General features: G+C 69.2%; 15 protein-coding genes. 9 read left to right on the top strand and 6 right to left on the bottom strand.

Going from position 1 to position 13082, the window contains the following annotated elements:
- Positions 1–102 precede the first annotated feature (102 nt).
- The gene (gatC, locus tag HHUB_RS04990) at positions 103–378 is read left to right on the top strand and encodes an Asp-tRNA(Asn)/Glu-tRNA(Gln) amidotransferase subunit GatC (protein WP_059056491.1); all 276 of its coding nucleotides are present in this window, start codon (positions 103–105) and stop codon (positions 376–378) included.
- Positions 378–1649: an Asp-tRNA(Asn)/Glu-tRNA(Gln) amidotransferase subunit GatA gene (gene gatA / locus HHUB_RS04985; RefSeq protein WP_059056490.1), complete on the top strand. Its 1272-nt coding sequence runs from the start codon at positions 378–380 to the stop codon at positions 1647–1649. The genes gatC and gatA overlap by 1 nt, the downstream gene beginning before the upstream one ends.
- A 168-nt stretch (positions 1650–1817) precedes the next feature.
- On the opposite strand, the gene HHUB_RS04980 is transcribed toward gatA, so the two are convergent.
- Together HHUB_RS04980 and HHUB_RS04975 are read right to left on the bottom strand one after the other, a co-directional pair.
- Positions 1818–2267, bottom strand: a complete 450-nt coding sequence (locus HHUB_RS04980) for a hypothetical protein (protein WP_059056489.1) — start codon at positions 2265–2267, stop codon at positions 1818–1820.
- 48 nt (positions 2268–2315) lie between these two features.
- Entirely contained in the window at positions 2316–2621 is a 306-nt protein-coding gene (locus HHUB_RS04975; RefSeq protein ID WP_059056488.1) for a hypothetical protein, read from the bottom strand.
- A gap of 190 nt (positions 2622–2811) precedes the next feature.
- Here HHUB_RS04975 and HHUB_RS04970 point away from each other — a divergent pair, with 190 nt between their 5' ends.
- Positions 2812–3747 (top strand): UbiA family prenyltransferase, encoded by a 936-nt coding sequence (locus tag HHUB_RS04970; RefSeq protein ID WP_059056487.1) that lies wholly within the window; start codon positions 2812–2814, stop codon positions 3745–3747.
- 76 nt (positions 3748–3823) lie between these two features.
- Positions 3824–5500 carry a histidine kinase N-terminal 7TM domain-containing protein gene (locus HHUB_RS04965; RefSeq protein WP_197570634.1) on the top strand — a complete coding sequence of 559 codons (1677 nt, stop codon included), beginning with the start codon at positions 3824–3826 and terminating at the stop codon, positions 5498–5500.
- Here HHUB_RS04965 and HHUB_RS04960 read toward each other — a convergent pair whose 3' ends face one another.
- Complete coding sequence (locus HHUB_RS04960) at positions 5501–5956, bottom strand: acyl-CoA thioesterase (protein WP_059056486.1); 456 nt, start codon at positions 5954–5956, stop codon at positions 5501–5503. It abuts the gene before it with no gap.
- 118 nt (positions 5957–6074) lie between these two features.
- Between HHUB_RS04960 and HHUB_RS04955 the strand changes: the two genes are divergently transcribed.
- The 3 genes from HHUB_RS04955 to purM are packed head-to-tail and all read left to right on the top strand — an operon-like array spanning position 6075 to position 9213.
- A complete protein-coding gene (locus HHUB_RS04955) occupies positions 6075–7583 on the top strand; it encodes a TraB/GumN family protein (protein WP_059056485.1) in 1509 nt (502 codons plus the stop codon).
- Positions 7580–8173: a zinc metalloprotease gene (locus HHUB_RS04950; protein WP_059056484.1), complete on the top strand. Its 594-nt coding sequence runs from the start codon at positions 7580–7582 to the stop codon at positions 8171–8173. Before HHUB_RS04955 ends, HHUB_RS04950 begins: the two co-directional genes overlap by 4 nt.
- Before the next feature lie 53 nt (positions 8174–8226).
- Entirely contained in the window at positions 8227–9213 is a 987-nt protein-coding gene (gene purM, locus HHUB_RS04945) for a phosphoribosylformylglycinamidine cyclo-ligase (RefSeq protein WP_059056483.1), read from the top strand.
- Here the strand turns inward: purM and HHUB_RS04940 are convergent.
- Positions 9210–9749: a CBS domain-containing protein gene (locus HHUB_RS04940; RefSeq protein WP_059056482.1), complete on the bottom strand. Its 540-nt coding sequence runs from the start codon at positions 9747–9749 to the stop codon at positions 9210–9212. The two genes, purM and HHUB_RS04940, sit on opposite strands and share 4 nt — an antisense overlap.
- Before the next feature lie 41 nt (positions 9750–9790).
- A complete protein-coding gene (locus tag HHUB_RS04935) occupies positions 9791–10168 on the bottom strand; it encodes a DUF555 domain-containing protein (protein ID WP_059056481.1) in 378 nt (125 codons plus the stop codon).
- Positions 10169–10420: 252 nt separating this feature from the next.
- On the opposite strand from HHUB_RS04935, the gene HHUB_RS17025 reads away from it, so the two are divergent.
- Together HHUB_RS17025 and psmB are read left to right on the top strand one after the other, a co-directional pair.
- Positions 10421–10594: a hypothetical protein gene (locus HHUB_RS17025; RefSeq protein ID WP_169793390.1), complete on the top strand. Its 174-nt coding sequence runs from the start codon at positions 10421–10423 to the stop codon at positions 10592–10594.
- 96 nt (positions 10595–10690) lie between these two features.
- The gene (gene psmB, locus HHUB_RS04930; RefSeq protein ID WP_059056480.1) at positions 10691–11422 is read left to right on the top strand and encodes an archaeal proteasome endopeptidase complex subunit beta; all 732 of its coding nucleotides are present in this window, start codon (positions 10691–10693) and stop codon (positions 11420–11422) included.
- A gap of 62 nt (positions 11423–11484) precedes the next feature.
- Here psmB and HHUB_RS04925 read toward each other — a convergent pair whose 3' ends face one another.
- Positions 11485–13014, bottom strand: a complete 1530-nt coding sequence (locus tag HHUB_RS04925) for a hypothetical protein (RefSeq protein ID WP_059056479.1) — start codon at positions 13012–13014, stop codon at positions 11485–11487.
- Positions 13015–13082: the final 68 nt, after the last annotated feature.

The following is a 13082-nucleotide window of genomic DNA, read 5'->3' as shown; positions in this document are numbered from 1 at the left end:
GGAGGGGCCGACCGCACTAAAGGACTGTGGCAGAAACTCGCATACGGGTGTGAGTCGTGGGGCATCGAAACGCTTACCGACGCCACGCGCGACTCCGGAGACATGAGCGATTCTGTGGACGCCGACGAGGTCGAGCACGTCGCGGACCTCGCGCGCGTGGACCTCGACGACGAGGAGCGCGCGCAGTTCGCCGACCAGTTCGGCGACATCCTCGAACACTTCGAAGCGCTCGAAGAGGTGCCCGAAGTCGAGGCCGAACCCGACCTCGTGAACGTGATGCGCAGCGACGAGGTCGAGGAGAGCCTCAGTCAGGAGGAGGCCCTGCGGAACGCCGACGACAGCGAGGACGGGCGCTTCAAGGGCCCGAAGGTGTCGTGATGAGCCTGAACGCGTACATCACCGACGAGGAAATCGAGGGCGAAGCGGACGGCCCGCTGGCGGGGAAGACCGTGGCCGTCAAGGACAACATCTCCACGGAGGGCGTCCGCACGACCTGCGGGTCGAAGATGCTCGAAGAGTACGTCCCACCCTACGACGCCACGGTCGTCGAGCGCCTCAAGGACGCGGGCGCGACCATCCCCGGGAAGACGAACATGGACGAGTTCGGGATGGGGACGACCACGGAGACGTCGTACTTCGGCGCGACGAAGAATCCGGTGGACGAGGACCGCGTGCCGGGTGGCTCCTCCGGTGGGAGCGCGGCGGTCGTCGCGGCCGGCGACGCGGACCTCGCGCTCGGCACGGATACTGGTGGTTCGATTCGGTGTCCCGCCGCGTTCTGCGGCGTCGTCGGCATCAAGCCGACGTACGGCCTCGTCTCCCGGTACGGGCTGGTCGCGTACGCGAACAGCCTCGAACAGATCGGCCCGATCGCGCCGACCGTCGAGGACGCCGCGGCGCTGCTGGACGTCGTCGCGGGTCCCGACGAGAACGACGGCACCACTCGCGAGGAGGGCGCGGACACGGACTTCGCGAGCGCCGCCGACGGCGACGTCGAGGGCCTGACGATTGGCGTCCCCACGGAACTCGTGGAGGGCGCAGAGGACGCCGTGGTGGAGACGTTCGACGCGGCAATCGAGGACCTCCGCGAGCAGGGCGCGACCGTCGAGGAAGTCAGCCTCCCCTCCGTCGAGTACGCGGTCGCGGCGTACTACGTCATCGCGATGTCGGAGGCCTCGTCGAACCTCGCGCGCTTCGACGGCGTGCGGTACGGCAACTCCGGGGGCTACGACGGCAACTGGAACGAGTCCTTCTCGGAAGCGCGCTCGGAGGGGTTCGGCGACGAGGTCAAGCGCCGCATCCTCCTCGGGACGTACGCGCTCTCCGCGGGCTACCACGACAAGTACTACAAGCAGGCGCAGGAGGCCCGCGCGTGGGTGAAACAGGACTTCGACGAGGCGTTCGAGGACGTGGACGTGCTGGCGTCCCCGACGATGCCGATTCTCCCGCCCGAGCTGGGCGAGAGCCTCGACGACCCCCTGAAGATGTACCTCGCGGACGCCAACACGACGCCCGTGAACCTCGCGAACCTCCCCGCCATCTCGGTGCCCGCGGGCGACGCCGACGGCCTCCCGGTCGGCCTCCAGCTCGTCGGCCCGGCGTTCGGCGAGGAGACGATTATCAACGCCGCCGCTGCGGTCGAGGAGTAGTTTCCCCTCTAACTGCGGTCCCAGAGTACTACGAATTCTCCGCGAGCGCAGCGAGCGGTCGCGCCCGCGGACCGCCGCGCGCCGTCGGCGCGCGAAGGGAGCAGGCGCGATTTTGGTGGAGATTTTGCCGAGGGCGCGCGGAGCGCGCCCGCAGCGAAAAAAGTGCGTTTAGAAGTCCGGCAGGTCGTCGGGCGCGTCGTACTCGGCCTCCCAGTCGACGTACTCGTCTTTGAGCAGCCGCGAGGCTTCCGCGCCGAGTTCCGCCAGCGACGCGTTGATGGCGGAGACGGTCTCCCAGGAGTTCAGCTCGGGGTGGATGTCGCGCTCGCGCCACGTCTCCGGGAGGCCGGGGGCGTGGTAGCCCACGCGGTCCGCGAAGTCATCCCAGAAGAAGTCGAAGCGGTCGAACATCCCGAGGTCCACGGCGATGTCGAACGCCTCCCGGGAGAGGTCTGTTTCGGTCGCCCACGTCTCGAAGGCTTCCTCCCACGCGCCGTCTTCGAGGAACTCCTGGAGGTCGTCGCGGTGGTAGTCGGTTCCCTGAACGGTGACGTCGTCGTACTCGTCGGGGTCGCCGTCTAGCTCGGGCGGGTCGGGTGCGGGCGCGTCGAGAGCCATGGCCGGCGGTAGGGGGTCGCCGGGGAAAAGCCTGCGCGTCGCCGCCGGTCAGGCGCCCAGCCAGTCGTTCGTCGATATCTCGTGGCCGCTCGTCCGGCAGATTTGGGCGCCGTGGTTGCGGACTTCGCGCGCGGAGGGGTACGTCTCCCGTTGGCGAATCTGGTCCTGAATCCACTCCGCGAGGTCGCGGGCCTGCGGCTTCCCGGCGATGCGCTCGACCTCGTTCAGGCCCTTCTCGTAGGCGCTGCGCTGGGAGCCGGCCCGCTCTTTGGCGCGCTCGCGGTCCGCGAGGTCGAGGACGGTCACGGCCGTCTCGTCGATGTTCCGCAGCAGCTTCTTGGCGTGCTCGGTCATTGTCCGCCTCGCTCTTGTTCGTATACTGTCATCGTCACGCGTGAACGGACGCCGACTACGCGGATAAGCCTGTGGGGCAGGTGTATTTTCTCACTTGATAAGTGATAAAATGAACATAATACTAACCCGGTGTAGGTGAGTGGTCTGCGACGTCAGACCGGCGGCGATCGCCGTCGGACTGACGGCTACAATGGTACGGAAACAAGACCGCCGGGCGGTTCACCCCGGCGACTCGACGCGGTTCCCCGCACAGCTCGCTCGCCTCCTCGCGGGCGCGAAACAACTCTGGACGGTCCTGCTGTACAGTTCGGCGTACCTCTCGGTTGTCACGGTCGTCGAGGTCGGCATCGCGATGGTCGTGCTGTCGCTGCCGCCGAGCCCCGCGCCCGCGGTGGTCGGCCTGCTCACGTTCGCCGTCTACGCCAACGACCGCATCGCCGACGCCGACGACGACGCCCGCGACAAGCCCGGGCAGGTCGCGTTCGTGCGCCGCCACGAGAACGCGCTGTACGTCGCCGCTGCGGTCGCGTACGGCCTCGCGGTCTCGCTGGCGATGCTCGGCGGGCCGCTGGCGCTGGCGCTGGCGCTGCTCCCGGGCGCGTTCTGGGTGCTGTACGCGAGCGACTGGCTGCCGCGGCTCGGCGCGGGCCTGCGCCGGCTGAAAGACATCCTCGTCGTCAACACCGCCGTCGTCGCGCTGGCCTGGTCGGTGTCGCTGACGTTCCTGCCGCTGGCGTTCGCCGACCGCGGCGTGACCCCCACCGTCGTGGTCGTGTTCGCGTACTTCTTCCTCCGGTCGTTCGTCGACGCCGAACTCCCGAACGTCAGCGACCGCGCGGGCGACGCGGACGCGGGCGTCCGCACGCTCCCCGTCGTGGTCGGCCTCCGAGGAACGCGGTACGTCCTCTACGCGGTCGACGTGGCCACCGCCGCGGTGTTCGCGTACGCCGTCGCCGCCGGCTACCTCTCGGTAGCGGTCGCGCTCGCGCTCGGCGCGGGGCTCGCGTACTCGCTGGCCGTCACGAGCGTGCTGGCGCGGTACGCCGACCGCGCGTGGCTGACTGTCGCGCCCGAACTCGAGTACGTCGTCGCCGGGGCGGCGCTCTCGGTGGTCGCGCTCGCGTAGCCCGCTCGCGGTCCCGCACGGCAACCTTCGCTGACCGGCACTCCTTTTACAAGTGCGGGACCAGTCCGAACAAACTGTGGTCACCCTCGTCGACGGCCTGACGGCCGTGCTACTGGTCAGCATCGCGGCCAGTTTCGCGGCCGCGTTGTTGGCGTGGCGGGAGCGCCCGGAGCCCGGTGCGTCCGCGATCGTCCTCATGCTCGCCGGGGTCGTCTGGTGGGCGGCGTTCCTCGTGTTCGAACTGCAGGCCTCGACGGTCGCCCGGAAGATACTCTGGTCGGACGTCCAGTGGGTCGGCGTCGTCGTCATCCCCGTCGCGTGGCTGCTGTTCGCGCTCGCGTACACGGGCCGCGACGAGTACGTCCGCCCGCAGGTGGTCGCCGTCCTCGCGGTCGTCCCCGCGGTGACCGTGGTGTTGGCGGCGACCAGCAACGCCCACGACCTGCTGTATCGCTCGACGACGGTGGTCTCCTACGGCGACCTCGTGTTGCTCGAACGCACGGGCGGCCCGTGGTACTGGGTGGTCGCGGCGTACACGTACGTCCTCGGCGCGCTCGGGTTCGTCCCGCTGCTGGGGCTGATTCGGAGCAACGCGGTGCTGTTCCGCGGGCAGAGCGCCGCCCTCCTGTTCGGGTCGCTGACGCCGTGGGTGACGAACATCCTCTCGGTCGCGGGCGTGCTCCCGCTCCCGGAGTTCGACCCGACGCCGATTGCGTTCGCCGTCACGGGCGTGGCGTTTCTCGGCGCCGTCACGCGGTTCCAGCTGTTCGACGCCAGCCCCGCGCCGAACTGGCGGGCGCGCCGGCTCGTCTTCGACCGGATGGACGACGCCGCAATCGTCGTGGACAGTCACGGCTACGTCGTGGACGCCAACGAGAGCGCGCAAGCGCTGCTGGGTCGCGCCCGCCGCGACGCAATCGGCGAGCCGGTGGCGTCGATGCTGCCGTCGCTGGGGCCGCTGGACGCCGACTGCCGCCCCGAACACGTCGCCATCGACGTGGACGGCGACGAGACGCCGTTCGACGTGTCGATAACGCCGGTGCGGGACGTCCGCGAGCGGCTCATCGGGCGCGTCGTCACGTTCCACGACGTCAGCCGGTACCTCCGACAGAAGCAGCGCCTCGAAGTGCTGAACCGCGCGTTCCGGCACAACGTCCGCACCGACACCCAGATGATTCTCGGGTACGCGGGCCAGCTGTCCCCGGACACCGACGAGGAGCGCGAGGCCGTGGGCATCGTCGAGCAGCGCGCGACCAGAATCGCGGCGCTCGGTGAGAAGGCCCGCGTCATCGTCGACCTGCTCGAACGCGAGGAGGGGCCGCGAGTGCCCGTGAGCCTCCACGAACTGCTCGACGGGCGCGTCCAGCGACTCCGCACCGCGTACCCGGCGGTGACCGTCGGCGTCTCGGAATATCCCGCGAACTGCACCGTGCCGGCGACGCTCGGCCCCGTCGTCTGGAACGTCCTGGAGAACGCCGCCGAGCACAACACGAGCGACGACCCGCACGTCGAGGTCGAGGTCGAAGCCACCGACGACCGCGTGGAGCTTCGCGTCGCGGACGACGGTCCCGGCGTCCACGCCAGCGAGTACGCCGCCCTCGAGAGCGGGACGGAGACGCCGCTGCACCACGCCAGCGGGCTCGGCCTGTGGCTGATTCACTGGGGGACGGACATCGCGGGCGGCCGCGTGACGTTCGCGGACAACGAGCCCACGGGTACCGTCGTCACGCTCGACGTGCCGCGGCTCGACTAGCTACCGCTGTTCGGCGTGGGCGTCGAGGGCGTCCTGCCGGAGCGCCTCCTCAGCCTCCGTCTCGCAGGCCAGCCGCGGCACCGCCGTCGGCGTGCCGTCGTCGTCGAGCGCGACGAACGTGAAGAAGGACGTCGTGGTCTTGCGCTCGGTGCCCTCCACGGGGTCCTCGGCGCGCACCTCGACTTTCACGTCGATGCTGGACTGCCCGACGTCGAAGACGAACGCCTCCACGACCGCGACCTCGCCCATCTCGATGGGCGCGATGAAGTCGACGTGGTCCATGGAGGCGGTGACGCACTGCCGGCCGGAGAACCGCATCGACGCGATGGCCGCGCAGATGTCCATCCAGTGCAGGACCGCGCCACCGAGCGCGCGGCCGAGGTTGTTCGTATCGTTGGGCAACAGCAACTCGGTCATCTCCGTGTAGGAGTCCATCAGGCGTGCGGATTCGGTCATGGGTCGTGGTTCTGCGCCGAGCGGCTTGAAGCCTTCCGAGTGGGGACGAACCCCGGGACAGCGCCCGGCACGTCGCCTTTCCGACAAGCGTAAGGCCGCCACGCCTAACGTCCACGCAATGAGCGAGGAATCCGCGGCGACCCGGGAGGGCTCCGTTCGGGTCGTCGGGACCGCCCACGTCTCCGCGGACAGCGTCGAGGAGGTCGAGCGGGTCGTCGAGGAGGAGAACCCGGACACGGTCGCCGTCGAACTCGACGAGGGACGCTACCGGCAGATGCAGGGCGACGCGCCCGAGGACCTCGACGCCAGCGACCTCCTGAAGGGGAGCATGGCGTTCCAGTTCCTGGCGTACTGGCTGCTGTCGTACGTCCAGCAGCGCCTCGGCGACAAGTTCGGCATCGAGCCGGGCGCGGACATGAAGGCGGGCATCGACGCCGCCGAGCGCATCGGCGCGGACGTCGCGCTCGTCGACCGCGACATCCAGGTGACGATTCAGCGCTTCTGGGCGCGCATGACCGCCGTCGAGAAGCTCCGGCTGGTCGGCGAACTCGCGTTGGGGGTCACGGACAGCCGCACGCTCGGGATGGGCGTCGGCGCGTTCGTCGGCTTCCTCCTCGGCGTCGTCGCGGAGTTCGTCGCCGGGCCGTTCCTGCTGCCGCCGCCGCCCGCGACGATTGGCGTCGTGGAGACGGCACTGGTCGTGCTCTCGGGGCTTGCGGAGGCCGTGCTGTTCGCGGGCGCCGGCGCGCTCGTGTTCGGCGCGGTGTTCGTCGTGCTGTTCGCGCGCGCCGCCCCCGAGGAGGACGTCGAGGAGTTCACGATGGACGATTTGACGGACGCGGACGTGGTGTCGGCGATGATGGAGGAGTTCCGGCGGTTCAGCCCCGCGGGCGCGGAAGCGCTCATCGACGAGCGCGACGCCTACATCGCGCACAACCTCGTCGCGTTGCGTTCGCAGGGCAAACACGTCGTCGCGGTGCTGGGCGCGGGCCACCGCGAGGGCGTCGAACGCTACCTCGACCACCCCGAGGAACTGCCGCCGATGGAGTCGCTGACCGGCACCCGCAAGAAGCGGGTCTCGGTCGCACGCGTTTTCGGCCTGCTGATTACGGTCGGCTTCCTCGCGTTCTTCGGCCTGCTGGTGATGGCGGGGGTGGGAAACACCGTCCTCCTGCAGGTGTTCGGCGCGTGGTTTCTGTTCAACGGGATAATCTCGCTGGGCGCGGCGAAGCTCGCGGGCGCGCACTGGACGAGCGCGGGCGTCGGCGGCGCAGTCGCGTGGCTCACGAGCATCAACCCGCTGCTCGCGCCCGGCTGGTTCGCGGGCTACGTCGAACTGCGCTACCTCTCGGTGCGCGTCGCCGACATCGGCACGCTGAACGAGCTCATGGACGACCAAGAGACGCCGATTCGTGACCTCCTTCAGCAGATGATAGACGTGCCGCTGTTCCGGCTCATCGCGGTGGTCGCGATGACGAACATCGGGAGCATCGTCGCCAGCGTCCTCTTCCCGTTCGTCGTGTTGCCGCTCATCGGCGGTCCCTTCGACAGCCTCGGCGCGGTCAGCGACGCGATGGTGCGGGGCGCACAGAACAGCGCGGACGCCATCTGGAGGCTGGTACAGTGAACTTCAGCGGCCGCGAACTCCGGGACCTCCTCGTGGCGTGGCTGGCGCTCGGGCTGGCGTTCAGCCTGCTGTACGTCCCCGTCTCCGCGACGAATCTCACCGAGGTGCTGGCGAGCGCGGCGTTCCTCGAGGAGTTCGCGCTGAGCCTCGCGACCGTGGGCGTCGCGTTCCTCCTGCACGAACTCGCGCACAAAGTGGTCGCCGTCAAGTTCGGCCAGCACGCGGAGTTCCGCGCGGACTTCGGGATGCTGGCGCTCGCCGTCGCGGGCGGCCTCGCGGGGTTCCTGTTCGCGGCGCCCGGCGCGGTCCACCACCGCGGCCGCATCACGCCCCGCGAGCACGGCCTCATCGCGCTCGCGGGCCCGCTGACGAACGTCGCGCTCGCCGTTCTCTCGCTGGGCGTGATGCTGACGGTCGCGCCGAACGTCGGCTGGCGCGGCCTGTTCATCAACGTGCTGCTGGCGGGGTTCAACATGATTCCGTTCGGGCCGCTGGACGGCGCGACGGTGCTGGAGTGGAGCAAGCCCGCGTACGCGGCTGCCGCCGTGGTCACCATCGGGCCGGCGCTGCTGTTCCTCTTCGTAATATAGTCGTCCGCGCATAGACCGGCACGCTTTTCGCCCCGACATGCGCACGCTCGTGTATGAGCGACGGGAGCGACGACGAACTCACGTACGCCGAGGCGGGCGTGGACATCGAGGACAGCGAGGCGGCGACCGCGGCGCTGGTCGGCGCCGTCTCCGAGGTCGGGGACACCACCGAGTACGCGGGCCTGGTGGACCTCGGCGACCAGTACCTCGCGCTCGCGACCGACGGCGTCGGCACGAAACTGCTCGTGGCGGTCGCGATGGAGGACTACTCCACAGTCGGCATCGACTGCATCGCGATGAACGTCAACGACCTCGTGGCGGCGGGCGTCGAGCCCGCGGCGTTCGTGGACTACCTCGCGGTGGACGTGCCCGACGAGGCGCGCGCTGCGGAGTTGGGAGAAGGACTGGCGGCGGGCGCCGAGGAGGCGGGCGTCGCGCTCGTCGGGGGCGAGACGGCGGTGATGCCGGAGGTCGTCAACGACTTCGACCTCGCGGGCACGGTCGCCGGCATCGCGACCGACAACGACTTGCTCGCTGGGGAGGCACAGGCTGGGGACGTGCTCGTCGGATTCGCGTCGTCGGGCATCCACTCGAACGGCCTCACGCTCGCGCGGGAGGCCGCCGACCGCGCCGGCGGCTTCGACGAGCCGTTCCCCGGCGACGGCTACGACACCGTGGGCGAGGCGCTACTGGAGCCCACCCGCATCTACACCTACCTGCTCAATGCGCTACACGAATACGACGTACACGCCGCGGCCCACGTCACCGGAGGCGGCTGGACGAACCTCGAACGCATGGGCGCGTTCCGCTACGAGGTCACGGACCCCCTCCCGGCACAGGACGTCTTCGACTTCGTGCAGGACGCGGGCAACGTCAGCGACGAGGAGATGCACCGCACGTTCAATATGGGCACCGGGTTCGTCGCCGCCGTCCACCCGGCGGACGCCGACGCGCTCGTCGAAGCGACTGACGGCGAGAGAATCGGCGAAGTCGCGGAGAGCGAGGAGTCGAGCGTCGAGATTCGCGGGCTCGAACTCTAGCTGAGACGCGCCGCCACGTCGGCCTGCGTGATGATGCCGACCGTCTCGCCGTCGTGGGTGACCATCACGGCCTTGTAGTGGTCCAGCAGGCTCGAAATCTCTTCGAGCGTGGCGTCCTCGGAGACGGTCGGGAAGCTCTCGCTCATCACGTCCCGGACGGGGTGGTCGCCGACGTCCTCGCCGGCGTGAACGACGTCGCTGTCGCTGATGGAGCCGACGGGGACGCCGTTCGTGATGACCGGGAGCTGGGAGTAGCCGGCGTCCTGCATCTTCTGGACGGCGTCGCTGACGGCGTCGTCGGGCGCGACGCTGATGACGTCCTCGTGCATTAGGGTCTTCGCGCGGACGACGTCGCCCTCGGCCTCGTCGAGCGCCTCGACGATGCGGCGCAGCGTCGAGAGCCGGGGGTCGACGTCGCCGCCCTCGATGCGGGCGATGAGCGGCTGTGAGACGCCCGCGCGCTCGGCGAGTTCGCTCTGCGTGAGCTCCAGGGAGGTGCGCCGTTCGCGCAGGTCCTTCGGCGTCGGCAAACGCATGCCTCCGAATAACCGACAGTTATTGATAAAGGTTCGGGAGGTTACTCGTCGTCGCGCTCGGCCTCGCCTTCCTCGCCACCCTCCTCGACGACCTCGATGACTTCGAGGGGGACGTCGCGGAGCGCGCCGCCGACCTCGCTCTTGGCGATGCGTTCGGCGTGCTCGACGCTGTCCGCGTTGAAGACGGTGAGTTCGAGGACGAGCCCGACGAGCGCGGTGTTCGCCGCGAGGAACGCGGCGTCGAGCGGTTCGCCACACGCGGGGCAGGTGGTGACGCCGGCCTCGACTTCGACGTAGTCGAGGTCTTGGTCGTTCAGTCGTTTGCCGGCTTCGCTCACGGCGACGCCGATGGCGTCGTCGGAGTTCTCGACGTCACGGACCAGCCACGCGGCTTCCATCGCAACGACGTAGTTGCTCATACTCGTCCAACGGGGCGCGGAATGTCGTGCTTTGTGGTTTGGCCTCCCCGAGCGGACGTGACGGGAAACGTCGGCATAACTTATCGAGTGGTGTCGCACCAGCAACGGCGCGGTTACGATTCGCGGCGACTGCGGCGGGGCTGTGTCCCGGTCGAACTCCCCGAGCAGATAATCGCAAGACAGCGGCGGGTCACGGCCGTCTTCCCGTCCGGAAAGTATTTATACGGATACGCCTTGGCGGCTACCATCCCGATGCTCGACCGCGCCACCCGACTCGCGCTGTTCACGCTGTACCAGTCCGCCCTCGCCGTTGGCATCGCGTTGCTGCCCGTCGCCGTGCTCGCTCGCCGCGCCGGCGTCACGCTCCCGGTGCGCCGCCTCGTCGAGCGCACCGAGCAGGCGTACAAGGCCCGCGCCGCGAACTGAACATCCGGCGGAGACGGCCGCTACCACCTGATTCTCCCGCGTCGCGAATCCCCGGAAGAGATGGTTTTATCCGTCCCGGACTGGTAACGTCTGGTAATGTTCAACAGCAACGAGGGCTCGGAGTTCGCCCGGAACCAGGCGCGGTTCGGCGGCACCCAGAACCCCTACGAGCCGGAAGTCGGCTCCCTTCCCGACAACGGCAACTCGGGCGCTGACGACGAGTACGTCAACAAGACCGGCACCACCATCGTCGGCCTCACCACCGAGGACGGCGTCGTGATGGCCTCCGACATGCGCGCGAGCCTCGGCGGCCGCGTCGTCTCCAACAAGGACGTCCAGAAGGTCGAGGAGATTCAGCCCAACGCGGCGCTGTCGATGTCCGGCTCCGTCGGCGGCGCCCAGAGCTTCATCCGGTCGCTGCGCGCGGAAGCGAACCTCTACGAGGCCCGCCGCGGCGAGTACATGTCCATCAACGCGCTCGCGACGATGGCGTCGAACCTCCTCCGCGGCGGCCCGTTCTTCCGCGTCGTCCCGATTCTGGGCGGCGTCGACGACGAGGGCGGCCACGTCTTCAGCCTCGACCCGTCGGGCAGCTCGCTCTCGGACACCTACACCGCGCAGGGCTCGGGTATGCCGTACGCGCTCGGTGTCCTCGAACAGGAGTTCACCGACGACCTCACCACCGACGAGGCCGTCCAGGTGGCCGCACAGGCCATCGACTCCGCCAGCGAGCGCGACACCGCCTCCGGCAACGGCATCCACGTCACGAAGATCACGCGCGAGAACGTCGAAATCATCGGCCACAAGGACGTCGACGACGTCCTGTAACGGCCGCCGCTTCGTCTCCCTCTCCTCCGTTTTTCTCACGCTCGCCAGCGGCGCGTCCGCGGTCAGTCGAGGTTGTCGCCCCGGCCGAGCCAGTCCGCGAAGCTCCCGTCCAGCAGCGTCTCGCGTTGCTTCTCGAAGTACTCGCACTGCATCGCGTAGACGGCGTTCTCGAAGGAGTTGCCCTCGTAGAGCGCGCTGCGCACGCGCTCGCGCTTCCACGACGCGGGCGTGGTCTCGTGGCGGGCGCGCTGGCGCAGCGGCCACAGGTACTTCGCGGCCTGCTCGTTCGAGAGGCCGCGCCGCCGCAGGCCCGCTTCCGCCTGCTCGAAGAGGTCCGCGTAGATGTCCGCGGTGTCGTCCGTGCGGTCGCCGTCGCTGGTAATCCACGCGAGGTCCGCACCGAGGCCGTTGCGCGCGGCGTCGTAGAAGCTCTCGCGGGCCGTCTCCCAGTCGAGGTCGTAGAGGGGATGTTCGGTCCGCGGGAGGTTCTCCAGCAGTCCCGCGAACGCCGCCTGCACCGCGATGGTGTCCCGGACGGTCGGCTGGCCGGCGATGGGGCGGAACTCGATGCGGGCGTTGGCGTTCTCCTTCGAGGAGCCGCCGAACACCGGGCGCACCCACCGCCAGAACGTGCCGTGCTTGCGCCGCCAGTGCGCGAACTCGTCGTCGAAGCGCCCGCCCTCCGAGACGGGCATCGGGACGATGGTGTTGTCCGCGGCGACGCGGTCGACGGCGTCCTCGACGCTCTCGAAGTCGTCGGGGAACCGGACCTTCTGCTGTTCGCCAGGGACGTTCAGCACGGTCTCGAACACGTCGATGCGGGACTCCTGCCAGCCGTCCACGAGAATCTCCTCGGGCGTGGCGTCGTCGTCGTAGAGGTCCGGCGGGAACAGCGGCGAGTTCACGCACAGCGCCAAAAGCGGCGCCGCGAACCGCAGCGCGTACCGGAAGTAGGTGGGGAGGTCCACCGCCTGCGGGACCTGGTAGTGGGGCTGGACGGACGTGATGAGCGCCTCCGGCATCACCGTGTCCGCCTCCAGGGAGACGTGCGGGGCGTCCAGTCGCATCCCCGCGGGCTGGTCGGTGTTGGCCATCGCGTGGTAGCGCGCGGACGCCGACATGTTCGTCGCGATTTCGACGCCGTCACGGGAGACGCTGTCCGTGAGGTAGTCGCGGGCGGTCTCGCCCTCCGGCGGTATCGTCCACATACCGTCGCTGACGAGGTGCAGGCCCTCCGCGTCCATCGGCCCCTCGGCGGCGTCGAGGTTCGCCCGCACTTCCATCTCCTGGGCGCGCAGCCCGTGCTCGTTCAGCGGCTGCGGGCTGGTCGTCATCTCCGCGTTGTGGAGGCCCAGCTCCTTCTCGAAGCCGACGAACTCCAAGACGCGACGGGGGACGCGCGCCAGCGAGCCCTCGTCGTTGACCGCGTAGAACTCGTACTCCAGGCCGACGATTGCCTGCGGGTTGTCGAACGTGCCGGCGGCGATTTCGGCTTTCACGACCTCGGCGTCCTCGCGGACCTGCTGTTGGAACGCCTCGGCGTCCACGTTCAGGGTGTCGCGCACTCGCTCCACGAGGTCCGGGCCTGTCATGGCGTGGGGTTTCTCGCCCCGCGCCTAATAAGCGCGGTGGGTGGGTGAGCGCGGTTCGCGCGTTTTAA

The organism is Halobacterium hubeiense (assembly GCF_001488575.1).
Classification (GTDB): domain Archaea; phylum Halobacteriota; class Halobacteria; order Halobacteriales; family Halobacteriaceae; genus Halobacterium; species Halobacterium hubeiense.
The sequence above is the reverse complement of the archived record's forward strand: the minus strand, read 5'-3'. Positions and strand labels throughout refer to the sequence as shown.